Source organism: Arthrobacter sp. AL12 (assembly GCF_029960645.1).
Classification (GTDB): Bacteria; Actinomycetota; Actinomycetes; order Actinomycetales; family Micrococcaceae; genus Arthrobacter.
The window spans coordinates 1-15,267 of the sequence record NZ_JASBQY010000005.1 but is presented as its reverse complement, the minus strand read 5'-3'; the positions used below and the strand labels follow the sequence as shown (position 1 = coordinate 15,267).

The window sequence follows — 15,267 nt, the reverse complement described above, 5'->3', positions numbered from 1 at the left end:
CCGCCTCACCGTGTCGGTGCGGTACCGGGTGCGGTGCTCCGGCGGGCCGAAAACGGGTACGGTATTCCATGTGGGCGCAGGCATCGGCCGGAGTCCACCACCCGGTCGAACCCCTAAGGAGAAGCTCTCTTGGCTGCAAATGGCGGTAGCAAGGCGATTGTTGCGGCTCTGGCTGCCAACCTGACCATCGCCGTCCTGAAATTCGTCGCGTATTTCCTGACGTTTTCATCATCAATGCTGGCCGAAGCGATCCACTCGCTCGCCGACTCCGGCAACCAGATCCTGCTGCTCGTGGGCGGCAAGCGCGCCCAGCGGGCGGCGAGCCCGGAGCATCCTTTCGGCTACGGACGTGAGCGTTACATCTACGCCTTCATCGTCTCGATCGTGCTGTTCAGCGTGGGCGGCCTCTTTGCCCTCTACGAGGCATGGGGCAAGCTCCAGCACCCGCACGCCATCGAAGGTGCGTTCTGGTGGGTCCCGCTCGCCGTGCTCATCGGCGCCATCATCGCCGAGTCCTTCTCGCTCCGGACCGCGATCATCGAATCCAACCACGTCCGCGGCAAGCAGAGCTGGGTCAAGTTCATCCGCAGCGCCAAGCAGCCGGAGCTGCCGGTGATCCTCCTCGAAGACTTCGGCGCCCTGGTTGGCCTGGTGTTCGCGCTCTTCGGCGTGAGCATGACGCTCATCACCGGGAACGGCATCTGGGATGCCCTGGGTACGGCGATGATCGGCTTCCTGCTCGTGGCCATCGCCGCCGTGCTGGCCGTGGAAACGAAGTCCCTGCTGCTCGGTGAATCGGCCACCAAGGTCGACGTCGCCAAGATCCGGGCGGCCATTGAGTCCGACGGCACCTCGATCATCCACCTCAAGACCCTGCACCTGGGCCCGGAGGAACTGCTGGTCGCCGCGAAGATCAGTATCGGCCGCTCCGAGACGGGCCAGGAGATCGCCACGGCGATCGACGACGCCGAGACCCGGATCCGCGAGGCGGTGCCGATCGCCCGGGTCATCTACCTCGAACCGGACGTTCAGCGCGTCAGCACGCCGTAGCGGGCGCTTGCACCATCACGGGTTGTGAAGGGCCGCGGGTCCGGTAACCGCATTGCGGGCTACCGAACCAGCGGCCTCTTGCGTTCCACCAGTCCGCTGATGAGGGCGACGCCGAGGCCCAGGACGGCCAGGCCGGCCCCGACCAGGGCAGGTGCGACGTAGCCCCACCCCCAGGCGATGACGAGGCCGCCGAGGAAGGCGCCCAGGGCGTTGGCGACGTTGAGGGCCGCATGGTTGAGTGAGGAGGCCAGCGAGGGAGCATCCGGGGAAGCATCCAGCAGCCGGGTCTGCAGCGCCGGGACCAGCAGCGCACCGGCGGCGCCGACGACGAAGACCATCACGTAGGCGGACCACGGCCAGTGCACGGCCACGGCATAGACCACGAGCGCCACGGCAATGCCCGGCAGCACCCAGTAGATCGTTCCCATCACGGATCTGTCTGCGATCCGGCCGCCGACGATGTTGCCGACCACCATGCCCAGCCCGTAGAGTGCGACGATCAGCGGGAGCCAGGCCGCGGGAATGCCCGCAACGGAGGTCATGGTGTGGGCGATGTAGGTGTAGGTGGCGAAGAAGCCGCCGAAACCGACGATGCCGATCAGGATCGCCAGCCAGACCTGGAGCCGTTTGAGGGCACCCAGTTCGCGGCGGAAACTCGCATCAGCGTGCGGCTTCTGGAACGGCAGGAACTTCCAGAGCATCACCAGGGTGACGATGCCGATGACGCCCACCAGCAGGAACAGCAGCCGCCAGCCATACGCCTGGCCCAGCCAGGTGCCAAAGGGTACACCGATGACGTTGGAGACGGTCAGGCCGGCCATGACCATGGAAATGGCCCAGCCCCGCTTTGTCGGGGCGACCAGGGACGCCGCGATCACGGCCGCGACGCCGAAGAACGCTCCGTGGGGCAGCCCGGCGGCGAAGCGCGACACCAGCATGGTCCCGTAGTCGGGGGCGATGAAGGACGTCAGGTTCGCAATGCTGAAGAACAGCATGAGGCCCAGGGCCAGGTGCTTCCGCGGCATCTTCGCCCCCACGGCGGCCAGCAGCGGGGCCCCGATCACCACGCCGAGGGCGTAGGCGGAGATCAGGTGGCCCGCCTCCGGGGTGCTGATGTTGAGCCCTTGCTCCACCTCCTTGAGCAGGCCCATCATGGTGAACTCGGTGGTGCCGATGCCGAATCCGCCCATGGCAAGGGAAACAATGGCCAGGGCAACATGGCGGGTGCCGGTTTTTGATGTCGCCGGGGCTTGTGTGGTGATAGTCATTCGTCTGCTTTTCGGTGACGTTCCCGGCTGAAGCCAGGAGAATGCGGCATATTAAATCTGATGTTTGGTCTGTGGGGTGTAACGGTGCAGGCGCGCCCGGTATTCCGTGTACTCGCCGAAGGTGGCCCCACCCATTCTCCCCTAAGCCGGCAGCCCCCTAAATCTGTCCCAGTGGGTCCAGCGTCGTCCGGCCGGGATTTTCCCGCCGCTGCGGACGCGCCGCCAGCTGTCAGCGCAGCCCTGTCAATCCAGCACAGATCACCTCCCCCGGATGAGGTCCGCGCGACCGGTGCGGCCCGACAATGGTCGTACTTGCCGGCGGTAGGGCTGTCTGCCGCACCCCTATCTCCGAAAGGAGCCTCCAATGTCGAGACCACGCCCAATCCTTGCGGGACCGATCGCCCTCGGGGTCGCCGTCGCAATGCTGTCGGGCTGCAGCACTTCCAGCCCCGGCACGAGCGGCAGCAGCGCTAGAGCGGAGAAGAACGTTTCGCAGGCGTGTGATGCTGCCAGCGCCTATGCCGCAGGCCTGACAAATTTCAAGCAGACACTGAAGCCTGGTGTCACGGTGGGGCAGCTCGATTCGGCACGGGATCAGGTCGCGAAGGCTTACGACGATCTGATCAAGGCGAGCCAGGACGTAGCGAAGGACCAGGTGGACGCCGTGAAGGCGGCTGAAGACAAGTTCGTCAAAGCCGTCGAAGCTGTCCCTGACGGTGCCACCCTGGCGCAGGCTGTCAACTCCCTGCGGGACGAAGCAGCTAACGTCCAGGCCGCGGTCAGCGACCTCCGGACAGCAGCCAAGTGCTAGGGCCCGGAATTTTTCCGGGTGACGCGCCGCTGGCCTTGCGCGGCAGGGCGGAATTCACCGGCCCACTGCTCGGCCCGATGTGGAGCACGGTCGCCGATATGGAACGGGCCTTCGCCGACTACGTCAGCCCCGTCAGGAAGCGCGCCGAACTCCTCGGCAGAATCGAAGCCAGGATCCCCCGCGGGATGTCTAGACTTGAGGGCGTGACTGGACTTATCAGCGTCGTCGGCGGCGCCGTATTGGACTCCCTGGCCCAACCAGGCCGGCTGCTCGTGGCGCGGCGGACGGCGCCCCCGCAATTCGCGGGCATGTGGGAGTTTCCCGGCGGCAAGGTCGAATCCGGCGAGACGGGCGAGCAGGCCCTGCACCGGGAGCTCCTGGAGGAACTGGGCGTGACCGTCCGGCTCGGCGCCGAACTGGACAGCGGATCCGCCGACGGCTGGCCGCTCAACGAGCGCGCGGCGATGCGCGTGTGGTTCGCGGAACTGGTCGACGGCGATCCCCACCCTCTCCAGGACCACGATGAGCTGCGCTGGATCAACCTCCGGGACCGCGACGAGGTGCTGGGCCTGCCATGGATCCCGGCTGACCTGCCGATCGTCGAGGCGTTGCTGGACAGCCTGCCGGTATCGGATTCCCCTGCCGTTTCGGCAACCTGAGCTGCGCTTTCGGGCCGCCGGGCCCCCACCTCTCGCCAAAGCGTGAAGCATATGACTACGCTGAAGCGAATCGAGAGGAGCAACCCGTGCAGGTCGGTGTCAGACGGGAGCAACGTGCAGGGGAACGGCGGGTTGCCGCCACACCGGAGACGGTGCAGCAACTCAGGTCCCTGGGCCTGGACGTGGCAGTGGAAAGCGGGGCCGGCGACGAAGCCGGTTACGGTGACGCCGCCTTCGCCGAGGCCGGAGCGTCGATCGTTACGGAGCTGACCGCAGAGTCACTGGATGTGCTGCTGCACGTGCGGCCGCTCGAGCCGGAGACCGCCGGGCGGCTCCGGCCCGGCACCATCACCATCGGGTTCGCCTCACCGGGCTCGGAACTGCCCGGCGTGGGAGCCCTCGCCACCGCCGGCGTCACCTCCTTCGCGCTGGAGCTGGTGCCGCGGATCTCCCGGGCCCAATCGATGGACGCGCTCAGTTCCCAATCGCTGGTCTCCGGCTACCGCGCCGTCCTGGAGGCGGCCCTGCGCTACCCGCGGTTCTTCCCGCTCTACATGACGGCCGCCGGAACGATCCCGCCTGCACGGGTGCTCATCCTGGGGGCCGGCGTCGCCGGACTCCAAGCGATCGGCACCGCGAAACGACTGGGGGCGCGGGTCTCCGCCAACGACATCCGCGCGGCCTCCGCCGACGAGGTTGCCTCGATGGGCGGCACGTTCATCCACCTGGATCTCGACGCTCGAACTGCGGAACCGTCCGCCGAGGGCAGCGGCGGCTACGCCCGGGAGCTCGGCGAGGACCGGGCCACCCGCCAGCGCGCCATGCTGGCTCCCCATGTCGCGGCGGCGGATGTCCTCATCACCACGGCGGCCATCCCCGGCCGGGCGGCACCCCTGCTCGTGACGACGGATATGGTGGCCGGCATGCGGGCCGGTTCGGTCGTCGTCGACCTGGCCGCCGAATCCGGCGGAAACGTCGAGGGAGTCATCGCGGGCCGGGATCTCCAGGTCCCGGTGGACGGCGGATCCGTGACCCTGGTGGGCCTGCAGGACGCCGCCTCCGCGATGCCCTCCGATGCTTCCCGGCTGTTCGCCAAGAACGTCGCAAACCTGCTGGCCCTGATGACCACCGACGGCAAGGTGGTCCCGGACTTCGACGACGAAGTTGTCGCCGGTGCCTGCCTGACCCACGGCGGCTCCGTGCGGCATGCCGCCACCGCCGAAGCACTGGAGGCCCTCAAATGATGGATCCGATCACACTGCTGACCGTGGTGGTACTCGCCGTTTTCGTTGGATTCGAAGTTGTCTCCAAGGTGACCAGCAAGCTGCACACCCCGCTGATGTCCGGCGCCAACGCCATCCACGGCATCATCCTGGTGGGCGCCATCATAGTGGCCGGGCAGGCCAGTGACCCGTGGCTGCTGACAGTTGCCCTTATCGCCGTGGTGCTGGCAACCGTTAACCTGGTGGGCGGATTCGTCGTCACTGACCGGATGCTGGAAATGTTCGGAAGCCGGAATCCGGCCCGGCCCCGTGCCGGCGCGGGGGAGGACGGCACATGAGCGTCCTCGGCCCGGGATGGACCGCACTGTTCTACCTTGTGGCCGCCGTCTGCTTCATCCTCGCGCTCAAGGGTCTGAGCTCTCCCCGGACCGCACGGCGGGGCAACGCCATCGGAGCGGCCGGCGCCTTCGTGGCCGTGGTCACGGTGTTCCTCTCCGCGAAACTGGAGAACATTCCGCTGATCATCGCCGCGGTCGCCGTCGGGTCCGCCGTGGCCGTCCCGGTGGCCCGGCGCGTGCAGATGACCCAGATGCCGCAACTGGTGGCCCTGTTCAACGGGGTCGGCGGCGGCGCCGCAGCACTCGTGGCGGTGCTGGAACTTGGCCACAGTGAGGACCCCTGGGTGCGGCTGGCCGTGGTGTTCACCATGCTGATCGGTGCGGTGTCCTTTGCCGGTTCGGCCGTGACCGTCGGCAAGCTGCAGGAGCTGATCAGCACCCGACCCCTGCTCTTCCCCGGCATGCCGGTGCTGATGGGCGCCGTGGTGCTCGGCGCCGTCGCAGCTTGCGGCTTTGTGGTGGCCACCGGGTCGGTCGGCTGGGCCGTGGCGCTGCTGGTACTGGGCATCGTGGCAGGGCTCCTGCTGGTGCTGCCCGTGGGCGGAGCCGACGTGCCGATCGTGATTTCCCTGCTCAACGCCTTCACCGGCCTCGCGGTCGCAGCGTCCGGCATTGTGCTGGGCAATGTGCTCCTCCTGGTGGCAGGCACGCTTGTCGGGGCCAGCGGCACGATCCTGACCAAGGTGATGGCGGCCGCCATGGGCCGCGGCGTCACGGGCATCATGTTCGGCGCCTTCCGGGGCGGCTCGACGGCGGGATCCACCGAACAGAGCGACCGGCCGGTGCGCTCCTCCTCACCCGAGGATGTCGCCGTCCAGCTCGGTTATGCGCAGCGGGTGGTGATCGTCCCCGGGTACGGACTCGCCGTGGCCCAGGGCCAGCACACCATTGCCGAGCTGGCCACGGCCCTGGCGGCCCGCGGCGTTGAGGTCGTCTTCGCCATCCACCCGGTGGCCGGGCGGATGCCGGGCCATATGAACGTCCTCCTCGCTGAGGCCAACGTCCCCTATGAGGCGCTGAAGGAGCTCGAGGAAGCCAACCCGGAGTTCCCGAACACCGACGTGGCGCTCATTGTGGGCGCCAACGACGTGGTCAATCCTGCCGCCAAGTCCACGCCCGGGGCCCCGATCTACGGGATGCCGATCCTGGAGGTGGCACTGGCCGGCCAGGTGGTCTTCCTCAAGCGCTCCATGCGGCCGGGCTTCGCCGGGATCGAGAACGAGCTGCTGTTCGATCCGAAGACCACGCTCCTGTTTGGCGACGCCAAGGATTCCCTCACTAGGGTCCTGGGCGCCGTGAAAGCCCTCTAGGCAGCCCTCCAGCCTGCTCGACGGCCTGCTCGACGGCCTGCTAGGCAGCCCTCCAACCGTCTGGACAGCCCTCCGGAAACCCCTAGAAAAGGGTGGGCTGCGCGGCGCCGATTGAGGCCCGCTCGCCGCCGGGGATTGCGGCCACCTTGGGAATGCTGCCGGCGGGGTACTGCGCCTCATCGTCGCGGGGATCATTGCTGCCGGGATCGTCGTTGAGGTCGCGGTGGCTGAAGCCCTGCGCTCCTGAGAAACCATGGCGGGCCTTGAAGTAGCGGATGCGTCCGGACAGCCAGGCGCGGTACTCCGGGGAAGCGTAGGAGCCGGTGCCGTACAGCCGCCGGTACTTGCCGGCGAGCTGGGGATGTTCCCGGGCGATCCACTGCATGAACCATTCCCGGGTCCCGGGCTTGAGGTATAGGGCCCCCGCCGTGACGCCGGTGGCACCCGCCGCAGCCAGGGAGCCGAACAGGGAATCCAGGGCCTCGTCGCTGTCCGAGAGCCAGGGCAGGATGGGCATGGCCATCACCCCGCACGGCAGCCCCGCTTCCCGGAGCCTTGTGATCAGCTTGAGGCGTGCACGGGGACCGGGTGTGCCGGGCTCCACAGCCTCGGAGAGGCGTTCGTCCGTCATCGCCAGGGAGATGCCTACACCGACGGGCACCTGCGCGGCAGCGTGCTTCAGGAGCGGGATGTCCCGGGCCAGCAGCGTGCCCTTGGTCAGGATCGACAGGGGAGTGCCGGAATCGGCCAGGGCGCCGATGATGCCGGGCATGAGCTGGTAGCGGCCCTCGGCCCGCTGGTAGGGGTCAGTGTTGGTGCCGAGGGCCACATGCTGCCGCGCCCATGAGGGCTTGGCCAGCTCCCGGCGCAGGACCTCGGCGGCGTTGATCTTCACCACCACCTGGCTGTCAAAGTCCAGCCCGGCGTCGAAGTCGAGGTAGGTGTGGCTCTTCCGGGCGAAGCAGTAGACGCACGCATGGCTGCAGCCGCGGTAGGGGTTGATGGTCCATTCGAACGGCATCCGCGAACCGGCGACCACTTTGTTGAGCACCGATTTGGCAGTGACCTCATGGAAAGTGACGCCGGCAAACTCGGGGGTGGTCACGGAACGCACCAGCCCGATCAGGGGCAGCAGGGGATCGGTGGCGGGGGAGGGGCTGCGCCCGCCTGTGGCTCCGGCTGTCACGCCCCCCGGGGACCCGTTTCCTGGGGCCCTGACTTCGGGGGCCGGTTTGAGTGCTTGTGCGTCCCATCTCATGGCTCCATTCGAATATATGTTCTAGTTTAAGTCAAGGACCCCCGCCGGTCGCCGGCGCATTCCGATGGCACCTGCGGACCCCGCCGGGTCTCCGCCGCATCCCGCCGGCCCCGACAGGCCCTCCTCACGGCTTGACCGTCAGCGGACTTGTTAGGCTGTGCCAATGATTCTCCTGACAGGGTTCGAACCGTTCGGCGGCGAAAGCACCAACCCTTCGTGGTCGGCAGCGCGGGAGGCCGCGGCCCGGCTCCGGGCCGGGGGGCTTGAGACGCAGGCCGTGGAGCTGCCGTGCGTCTTTGGGGACGCGGTCCGCGGGCTGGAAGCAGCGCTGGAGCAGTACCACCCGGATCTGGTGATCTGCGCGGGCCAAGCCGGCGGACGGTCCGGGGTGTCGCTGGAAAGGATCGCGATCAACTGTGACGACGCCCGGATCCCGGACAATGCCGGCAATGCGCCTGTGGACCAGCCGGTGGTTACCGGCGGACCTGCCGCCTACTTCAGCACACTGCCGGTGAAGGCGGCGCTCGCGGACCTTCTCGCAGTCGGGATCCCCGCCGAGGTCTCCCAGACCGCTGGCACTTACGTCTGCAACCACGTCTTCTACGGGCTGATGCACGCCCTTCGGCTGCGGCCCGGGACCCGGGGAGGCTTCGTTCACGTTCCCTACGAGCCGGCCCAGCTGCCGCCGGGTAGCACGGACCCGGCGCTGCCGCTGGAACAGCTCGTGGAGGCGCTCGCCGTCGTCGTCCGCACCTCTCTGGCAACGACTGTGGACCTCAGGATCGCCGCCGGCGCCACGCAATAGCCGGGCCCGGACCCGGCCGGCCGGGACCCCGCCAGCCGGGACCCCGCCAGCCCGGACGCTGCAACGTCAGCGCCTCAGTCGAGCAGTTCCCACACCACGTTGACGGTAGCGCTGATGCTGGATTCTCCGGCCTCCACGGTGAGCGACTCCACCGCGGCGGCCCGCTGCATTTTCACTGCCGGGATCGGTACCGGGTAACCGGTCTGCTGCGTAAGGGATACCACTATTCCCAACGAGGCCCCGGCGAGGGACGCGAAGTGACCGGCCGTGGTGAGGGCGTCCTGCCAGGCAGCCTCGCGGGCCCGGGCGGTGACCGCGGCGGGGTCAGCGAAGCCGAGCTCCAGCCCGTTGAGCCGGACATCGTTTCCGCCGGCCGCCACCGCTGCGGCGATGACCTCGTTCGACGCGCCCAGCTCCCTGAGCCGGACACTCAGCACGCTCGATGCCAGGTAGCCCGAGACAACCTGTCCCCGGCCCTCCTGCCAGTTCACCTCGGCGCGGACATTAAGTCCCGACGTCGTGATGTCCGGGTCCGCCACGTTGTACCCGCGGAGCGCTGCGGTAATGGCCGCCGAGACCCGGCCCGCCTCGCCATAGGCCGCGCCGACCTCCTCCCGGCGGCACTCGACGCCGATCGAAAGGGTCATCAGGTCCGGGGCGGCTTCCGCGTTGCCGGACCCGGTGACGGAGATGGTTCTGGGGCTGCCGCTCATGTCATGCCTCGTTCCGTTCGCGGACCGCCGGGCCCGTCCTGCCGGTCTTCTGGGATCCGTTGTTCTTGGAGCATGGGTTTTCGACCGGATGCCTGGATCCGGTCGCTCAGCTCCGGGTAGCCGCCGGCCTGCAGCCCGGCGTGCCGTTCAAAGAGGTTGCGCGAGCCGGGGTTGCCGGTCCGGGCCAGGGACCAGCCCGCGGCGAGGAAATACAGCGGCAGGAACGGGAGGCCCAGGCACCAGGCGTACTGGGTGCAGTGCCGCTCCTCGTGCCCCAGCAGCGCCGGGTTTGCCAGGGCTTCGGCGGGACCGGCACGGAAGATCACTACATTGCCGACAGTGAAGGCGCCCGCGAAGGGCAGCCGCCAGCGGTACCCGGTGGCGATCAGGAGCCCGTGGGGTCCGCGGCGGACGGGTGCGCGGGCACAGCCGGCCAGCAGCAACCCCAGCGGAGTTGTTGCGTTGAGCACATTGGCCAGCTGCCGCAGCCGTTGTCCCGGCGTCATGAGGCCATGCTAGCCGGGGACCAGCCCGCCGGATACGAAGCACGAGGGTTGGAGATGTGGGACGGACAGGGGGACTGGCAGGAGGGACGGACAGAAGGGACTGGCACGAGGGCTGGAGACGTGGGACGGACAGAAGGGACGGACAGGGGGATGGGCCAAGGGGTCGGCAGCGAGGTGCGCTGCAGTGCCGGCGGCCCGGGGAGCACCGTCACGTTCGGGCACCTGAGCCCGTTCAACTAGACTGGTGGGGAGCGCCCGCCGGAGCGATTTTGGCGGGCCCTGCCCTTTGTCCACGCGCCGGTCCCTGCTCCTGTTGAGCGTCCAGTGCGTTGGCATGAACCGACTCGTAGCTAAGAACAGTAGATGACTGAAACTTTGCCGGGCGCCGGCGTCCCGAATCCCCTGGATGAAGCCGCTATCACCGCCGCCGTAGACCAGGCCGTTGCCGCCATTGCCGCCGCCTCCACGCTCGATGAACTCAAGGCCGTGCGCCTCGCGCACACCGGTGAGAAGTCCGCGCTGAGCCTCGCCAACCGCGAGATCGGCGGGCTGCCGAAGGACCAGAAGGCCGCCGCCGGCAAGCTTATGGGCTCCTCCCGGGGACGCGTCAACAAGGCGCTCGCGGACCGCATGGCCGAGCTCGAAGCCGAGAACGACGCGCGCATCCTGGTCGAGGAGACCGTCGACGTCACGGCCGCCCCGCGCCGCCGTCGTGCCGGTGCACGCCACCCGCTGTCCACCCTGCAGGAACGCGTCGCGGACATCTTCGTCGGCATGGGCTGGGAGATCGCCGAGGGCCCGGAGGTCGAATCGGAGTGGTTCAACTTCGACGCGCTCAACTTCAAGCCGGACCACCCCGCCCGCGAAATGCAGGACACCTTCTTCGTGGAGCCGCCCGAGGCGCACCTGCTGATGCGCACCCACACCTCCCCGGTGCAGGTCCGCTCGATGCTGGAACGCGAACTGCCCATCTACGTGTTGTGCCCCGGCAAGGTCTTCCGCACCGATGAGCTCGACGCCACCCACACCCCGGTGTTCCACCAGTTCGAAGGCCTGGCCATCGACAAGAAGCTCAGCATGGCGGACCTCCGCGGCACCCTGGAGCACTTCGCCCGCCAGATGTTCGGCGAAGAGGCACAGATCCGGCTGCGCCCCAACTACTTCCCGTTCACCGAACCGTCTGCCGAGCTGGACATCTGGCACCCGGGCGCCAAGGGCGGTCCCAGCTGGATCGAATGGGGCGGCTGCGGCATGGTCAACCCCAACGTGCTCCGCGCCGCGGGCATCGACCCGGACATCTATTCAGGTTTTGCCTTCGGCATGGGCATCGAGCGGACCCTCATGTTCCGCAACGAGGTCGGCGACATGCGCGACATGATTGAAGGCGACATACGTTTCAGCGAGCACTTCGGGATGGAGATCTAACAGTGCGTATCCCCCTTTCCTGGCTGCGTGAATTCGCGCAGGTACCGGCCGGAGCAACGGCCGAAGACGTGATGGCCGAACTGGTCAAGGTCGGCTTTGAAGAAGAAGCCGTCCACCGTCCCACTGACACCCTTCAGGGCCCCATCGTGGTTGGGCAGGTCCTGAGCATCGTCAAGGAACCCCAGACCAACGGCAAAACCATTAACTGGTGCCAGGTCCGGGTAGTCCCCGAAGGCCAGCAGCAGAGCCTCACCGGCGAGGGCATCGACCCCTCCGGTGTCCAGGGCATCATCTGCGGCGCCCACAACTTCGTGGAAGGCGACAAGGTGGTGGTCACCCTCCCCGGTGCCGTGCTGCCCGGCGACTTCCGTATCTCCGCGCGGAACACCTACGGGCACCTCTCCGCCGGCATGATCGCCTCCGTGCGCGAGCTCGGCATCGGCGAGGACCACGACGGCATCCTGGTGCTGTCCCGGATCGGGCTGGACCCGGAAATCGGCACCGACGCTATGGAGCTGCTCGGCCTCTACGACCAGGCCGCCGAAATCAACGTCACCCCGGACCGCGGGTATGCGTTCTCCATCCGCGGAGTGGCCCGTGAGTACGCCCACGCCACCGGCACGTCCTTTACCGACCCGGCGTCGAAGGTTCAGGCACCCGCGGAACTGGCCGGCGGCCACGGCGTCAAACTCAACGACGACGCCCCGATCTACGGCAAGCCGGGCTGTGACCGCTTCGTGGCCCGCACCGTCCGCGGCGTCGACGCCACGAAGCCGACACCCCCGTGGATGACCTCCCGGCTGCGCCTGGCCGGCATCCGCTCGATCTCGCTGCCCGTGGACATCTCGAACTACGTCATGCTCGAACTCGGCCAGCCCACGCACTGCTACGACCTGGACACGCTCTCCGGCGACATCGTGGTCCGCCGTGCCGTGGCCGGGGAAAAGATCACCACCCTGGACGCCAAGGAACGCGCGCTCGACGCCGAGGACCTCCTCATCACCGACGGTTCCGGTGCGATCGGCATCGCCGGCGTGATGGGCGGCGCTGCCACTGAGGTATCCGACTCCACCACGAACGTCCTCGTTGAGGCCGCGCACTTCGACGAAGTGTCCATCGCGCGCTCCCGCCGCCGCCACCGGCTCCCGTCCGAGGCGTCCAAGCGCTTTGAACGCGGCGTCGACTGGCAGGTGGCCGGCGTCGCCGCCCAGCGGGTCGTCGACCTCCTGGTCGAGCTCGCCGGGGGCACCGCCGATGAGGCTGGGACCGACGTCGGCACCGCGCCGGACGCCGTCACCGTCGAACTGCCCGCGGCCTTCGCCGCGGAACGGATCGGCATCGACTTCACCGAGGAGCAGATCCTCACCTCGCTCGAGGACCTGGGTGCCGTCGTCGCGAAGAGCGACGGTGGGTACCTCGTCACCGCCCCGAGCTGGCGCAACGACCTCGAAACCAAGGAAGACCTCACCGAGGAGATCGCCCGGTTGGTCGGCTACGACCAGATCCCCGCGTCCCTGCCGGTGGCGCCGCCGGGCCGCGGGCTGACCCGCGTCCAGCAGCAGCGCCGGCGCCTGCTCCAGGCCCTCGCGGCGTCAGGCCTCACCGAGGTCCTCGCGTACCCGTTCGTTTCCAAGGCCGCCAATGACACCTTCGGCGTGTCCACGGAAGGAGCGCCGCGCAAGGCCCTCAAGCTGGCCAACCCGATCAGCGAGGAACAGGGCTACCTGCGCACCTCGGTCCTGCCGGGCCTGATCGAGGTCGCCAAGCGCAACCACTCGCGCGGGTTCCGCGACCTGGCACTGTTCGAGGCCGGCCTCGTGTTCCTGCCGGGCGACACCCTCGGCACCGCCACGATCCCGCCGCTGGGCGTCAGGCCCAGCGAAGAGGTGCTGGACGGACTGTACGACGGCGTCCCGGACCAGCCGCTGTACCTCGCCGCCGTTCTCACCGGACACGACTCGCCGGCCGCCGCCGGCCACGCGCCCCGGGCATGGGACTGGGCGGATGCCCTTGACATCGCCCGGATCGCCGGCGACGTGCTCGGCGTCGAGATCGTCATCAGCCAGGGCCAGCACCAGGCCTTCCACCCGGGACGGACCGCGCAGCTGGCGCTCCGCACCGGCGAGGTCCTGGGCCATGCCGGCGAGCTGCACCCGAAGCTGCTCGCCGCCCACGACATGCCCGCACGGTCCGTGGCGCTCGAATTCAACGCGGACGCCCTCTTTGCGGCCGCCGCCGACGTGATCGTCGCCCGGCACATCTCCACGTACCCCGTGGCTACCCAGGACGTCGCTCTGGTGGTGCCGCAGGAGGTTCCGGCGGATGAGGTGCTCAGCGCGCTGCGCGAAGGCGCCGGGGAACTGCTCGAAGACGTCGCACTCTTCGATGTGTACGCCGGCAAGGGCATCGAGGACGGCCAGAAGTCGCTGGCCTTCAGCCTGCGTTTTCGGGCCGATGACCGAACGCTGACCGCCGACGAGGCATCCGCGGCCCGCGAGGGCGCCGTGGCGGTCGCCCATGAGCGCTTCGGAGCGGTCCAACGCTAGAGCCCAGACGGCACAGAGGGACCCTCGCCGTCGCCGGAGTCACCGTCCGGTCCGTTCGTCTTGCCGACGTCGGACCGGACGGCGAAGCCTTTTTGGATCCCCCGGAACGCGCGCGTGCCGCGGGGATCACGGACCCGGCAGCCCGGCGGGACTTCCTGGCTGGCCGAATCGCGCTGCGGGAGTTCGCCGCCGGGATCCTGGCCGTGCGCCCCGGGGACCTGGAAACCGACTATTCCTGCCCGGACTGCGGAACGGGCCCGGAGCTCGACCACGGCCGGCCCGGCTACCGGCTCCACCAGGTCCCTGCCGGTCTGGGCCTGAGCCTCTCCCGCAGCCACGGCTGGGCCCTGCTGGCCGCCGCTCCCGCCAGCTCCGCCGGTCCCGCCGGCTCCGTCCGTCCCGCCAGCTCCGCCCGTCCCGCCGGCTCCGTCCGTCCCGCCGGCTCCGTCCGTCCCGCCGGCTCCGTCCGTCCCGACGGCTCCGTCCGTCCCGCCGGCTCCGTCCGTCCCGCCGGCTCCGTCCGTCCCGACGGCGCAGCGGTGATAACGGTCGGCGTCGACCTGGAACACGGCTCCGGCGTGCTCTTCCCCGGGTTCGATGACGTCGCCCTCACACCAGCGGAACGGCAGCTGCTCTCCGCCCTGGCGCCGGAGCAGGCGATGCAATGGCGGACAGCCGCCTGGGCCCGCAAGGAAGCCCTGCTGAAGGCCCGCGGCACCGGACTGCGGATCGAACCGTCCTCCGTCGAGGCTTATGTGGAGCCCCTAGACGGCACGATACTCGTCGACCTGGACACTGTTGCCCTTGGCCTGCCCCAGGGCTTTGCCGGCGCGCTGGCCGTCGTGGGCGCTGACTAGCCGCTGCCGCCAAGCCGGCAGACTGTGCTGCACGGGGGCCTTGCTCAACGCTCCGGACACCAGGCTCATGACGCCAGGTCCGGCCACCCGCGATGAGAGACCAGTCCCGGTGAAACCAATCCTCCCCGGGCTCCGGAGTGCCGGTGTCACGCGGCCTCTCAGCCGCCCAGCCGGTAGCGATATTTTGTCGTAGCCATCTTCTAGTCTGAGCGTATGGAAAGCACGGTGTGGAGTGCGGAGAGCAGGGCGGCCCTGGCGGCTGTCGCGGCGTCCGTTGCTGAGCTGGCTGCAATCAGCGGCGCGGGGGCGGACCATGCTGATCAGTCCGGCATTGATCAGTCCGGCGACGTTCCGTCCCTGGAGGCCGGGTCTGATCTTTCCCTGGAGGCCGGGTCTGATCCTTGGGCTGATCCGTTGCGGGATCGGGCGGATTCCTGC

Annotated in this window: 15 protein-coding genes; 11 read left to right on the top strand and 4 right to left on the bottom strand. The window is 68.6% G+C overall.

The window, feature by feature from the left end; all coding sequences use genetic code 11:
• Nucleotides 1-129 precede the first annotated feature (129 nt).
• Nucleotides 130-1,050 carry a cation diffusion facilitator family transporter gene (locus QK291_RS07510; protein ID WP_282380525.1) on the top strand — a complete coding sequence of 307 codons (921 nt, stop codon included), beginning with the start codon at nt 130-132 and terminating at the stop codon, nt 1,048-1,050.
• 59 nt (nt 1,051-1,109) lie between these two features.
• Here QK291_RS07510 and QK291_RS07505 read toward each other — a convergent pair whose 3' ends face one another.
• Nucleotides 1,110-2,318, bottom strand: coding sequence for an MFS transporter (locus tag QK291_RS07505; protein ID WP_282380523.1), 1,209 nt, complete (start codon nt 2,316-2,318; stop codon nt 1,110-1,112).
• A gap of 364 nt (nt 2,319-2,682) precedes the next feature.
• On the opposite strand from QK291_RS07505, the gene QK291_RS07500 reads away from it, so the two are divergent.
• The 5 genes from QK291_RS07500 to QK291_RS07480 all read left to right on the top strand — a co-directional run bounded on the left by QK291_RS07500 (nt 2,683) and on the right by QK291_RS07480 (nt 6,719).
• Entirely contained in the window at nt 2,683-3,129 is a 447-nt protein-coding gene (locus QK291_RS07500) for a hypothetical protein (protein ID WP_282380521.1), read from the top strand.
• A gap of 203 nt (nt 3,130-3,332) precedes the next feature.
• Complete coding sequence (locus QK291_RS07495; protein WP_282380519.1) at nt 3,333-3,788, top strand: (deoxy)nucleoside triphosphate pyrophosphohydrolase; 456 nt, start codon at nt 3,333-3,335, stop codon at nt 3,786-3,788.
• Between the two features lie 86 nt (nt 3,789-3,874).
• On the top strand, nt 3,875-5,032 hold the full coding sequence (locus QK291_RS07490) for a Re/Si-specific NAD(P)(+) transhydrogenase subunit alpha (protein ID WP_282380516.1): 1,158 nt from the start codon (nt 3,875-3,877) through the stop codon (nt 5,030-5,032).
• The gene (locus QK291_RS07485; protein ID WP_282380826.1) at nt 5,032-5,349 is read left to right on the top strand and encodes an NAD(P) transhydrogenase subunit alpha; all 318 of its coding nucleotides are present in this window, start codon (nt 5,032-5,034) and stop codon (nt 5,347-5,349) included. Before QK291_RS07490 ends, QK291_RS07485 begins: the two co-directional genes overlap by 1 nt.
• Entirely contained in the window at nt 5,346-6,719 is a 1,374-nt protein-coding gene (locus QK291_RS07480) for an NAD(P)(+) transhydrogenase (Re/Si-specific) subunit beta (RefSeq protein WP_282380514.1), read from the top strand. Before QK291_RS07485 ends, QK291_RS07480 begins: the two co-directional genes overlap by 4 nt.
• Nucleotides 6,720-6,801: 82 nt before the next feature.
• Here QK291_RS07480 and QK291_RS07475 read toward each other — a convergent pair whose 3' ends face one another.
• A complete protein-coding gene (locus tag QK291_RS07475; protein WP_282380512.1) occupies nt 6,802-7,977 on the bottom strand; it encodes an Rv2578c family radical SAM protein in 1,176 nt (391 codons plus the stop codon).
• Nucleotides 7,978-8,140: 163 nt separating this feature from the next.
• Here QK291_RS07475 and pcp point away from each other — a divergent pair, with 163 nt between their 5' ends.
• On the top strand, nt 8,141-8,782 hold the full coding sequence (gene pcp / locus QK291_RS07470; RefSeq protein WP_282380510.1) for a pyroglutamyl-peptidase I: 642 nt from the start codon (nt 8,141-8,143) through the stop codon (nt 8,780-8,782).
• Nucleotides 8,783-8,856: 74 nt separating this feature from the next.
• Here pcp and QK291_RS07465 read toward each other — a convergent pair whose 3' ends face one another.
• Nucleotides 8,857-9,495, bottom strand: coding sequence for an SIMPL domain-containing protein (locus tag QK291_RS07465; RefSeq protein ID WP_282380508.1), 639 nt, complete (start codon nt 9,493-9,495; stop codon nt 8,857-8,859).
• Nucleotides 9,492-10,001, bottom strand: coding sequence for a hypothetical protein (locus QK291_RS07460; RefSeq protein ID WP_282380506.1), 510 nt, complete (start codon nt 9,999-10,001; stop codon nt 9,492-9,494). Before QK291_RS07460 ends, QK291_RS07465 begins: the two co-directional genes overlap by 4 nt.
• A gap of 363 nt (nt 10,002-10,364) precedes the next feature.
• Between QK291_RS07460 and pheS the strand changes: the two genes are divergently transcribed.
• The 4 genes from pheS to QK291_RS07440 all read left to right on the top strand — a co-directional run.
• Nucleotides 10,365-11,426, top strand: coding sequence for a phenylalanine--tRNA ligase subunit alpha (gene pheS, locus QK291_RS07455; RefSeq protein WP_282380505.1), 1,062 nt, complete (start codon nt 10,365-10,367; stop codon nt 11,424-11,426).
• A gap of 2 nt (nt 11,427-11,428) precedes the next feature.
• On the top strand, nt 11,429-13,972 hold the full coding sequence (gene pheT, locus QK291_RS07450; RefSeq protein ID WP_282380503.1) for a phenylalanine--tRNA ligase subunit beta: 2,544 nt from the start codon (nt 11,429-11,431) through the stop codon (nt 13,970-13,972).
• Nucleotides 13,973-14,064: 92 nt separating this feature from the next.
• On the top strand, nt 14,065-14,829 hold the full coding sequence (locus tag QK291_RS07445; RefSeq protein ID WP_282380501.1) for a 4'-phosphopantetheinyl transferase superfamily protein: 765 nt from the start codon (nt 14,065-14,067) through the stop codon (nt 14,827-14,829).
• A 213-nt stretch (nt 14,830-15,042) separates the two neighbouring features.
• A partial coding sequence (locus QK291_RS07440; RefSeq protein WP_282380498.1) for a hypothetical protein occupies nt 15,043-15,267 on the top strand: 225 nt, incomplete at its 3' end.

Bases quoted from the DNA above. Each gene is read 5' to 3' on its own strand.
- QK291_RS07465 (WP_282380508.1), bottom strand. From the start codon at position 9,495: ATGAGCGGCAGCCCCAGAACCATCTCCGTCACCGGGTCCGGCAACGCG.
- QK291_RS07475 (WP_282380512.1), bottom strand. From the start codon at position 7,977: ATGAGATGGGACGCACAAGCACTCAAACCGGCCCCCGAAGTCAGGGCC.
- QK291_RS07485 (WP_282380826.1), top strand. From the start codon at position 5,032: ATGGATCCGATCACACTGCTGACCGTGGTGGTACTCGCCGTTTTCGTT.
- QK291_RS07460 (WP_282380506.1), bottom strand. From the start codon at position 10,001: ATGACGCCGGGACAACGGCTGCGGCAGCTGGCCAATGTGCTCAACGCA.
- pheS (WP_282380505.1), top strand. From the start codon at position 10,365: ATGACTGAAACTTTGCCGGGCGCCGGCGTCCCGAATCCCCTGGATGAA.
- QK291_RS07500 (WP_282380521.1), top strand. From the start codon at position 2,683: ATGTCGAGACCACGCCCAATCCTTGCGGGACCGATCGCCCTCGGGGTC.
- QK291_RS07480 (WP_282380514.1), top strand. From the start codon at position 5,346: ATGAGCGTCCTCGGCCCGGGATGGACCGCACTGTTCTACCTTGTGGCC.
- QK291_RS07505 (WP_282380523.1), bottom strand. From the start codon at position 2,318: ATGACTATCACCACACAAGCCCCGGCGACATCAAAAACCGGCACCCGC.
- pcp (WP_282380510.1), top strand. From the start codon at position 8,141: ATGATTCTCCTGACAGGGTTCGAACCGTTCGGCGGCGAAAGCACCAAC.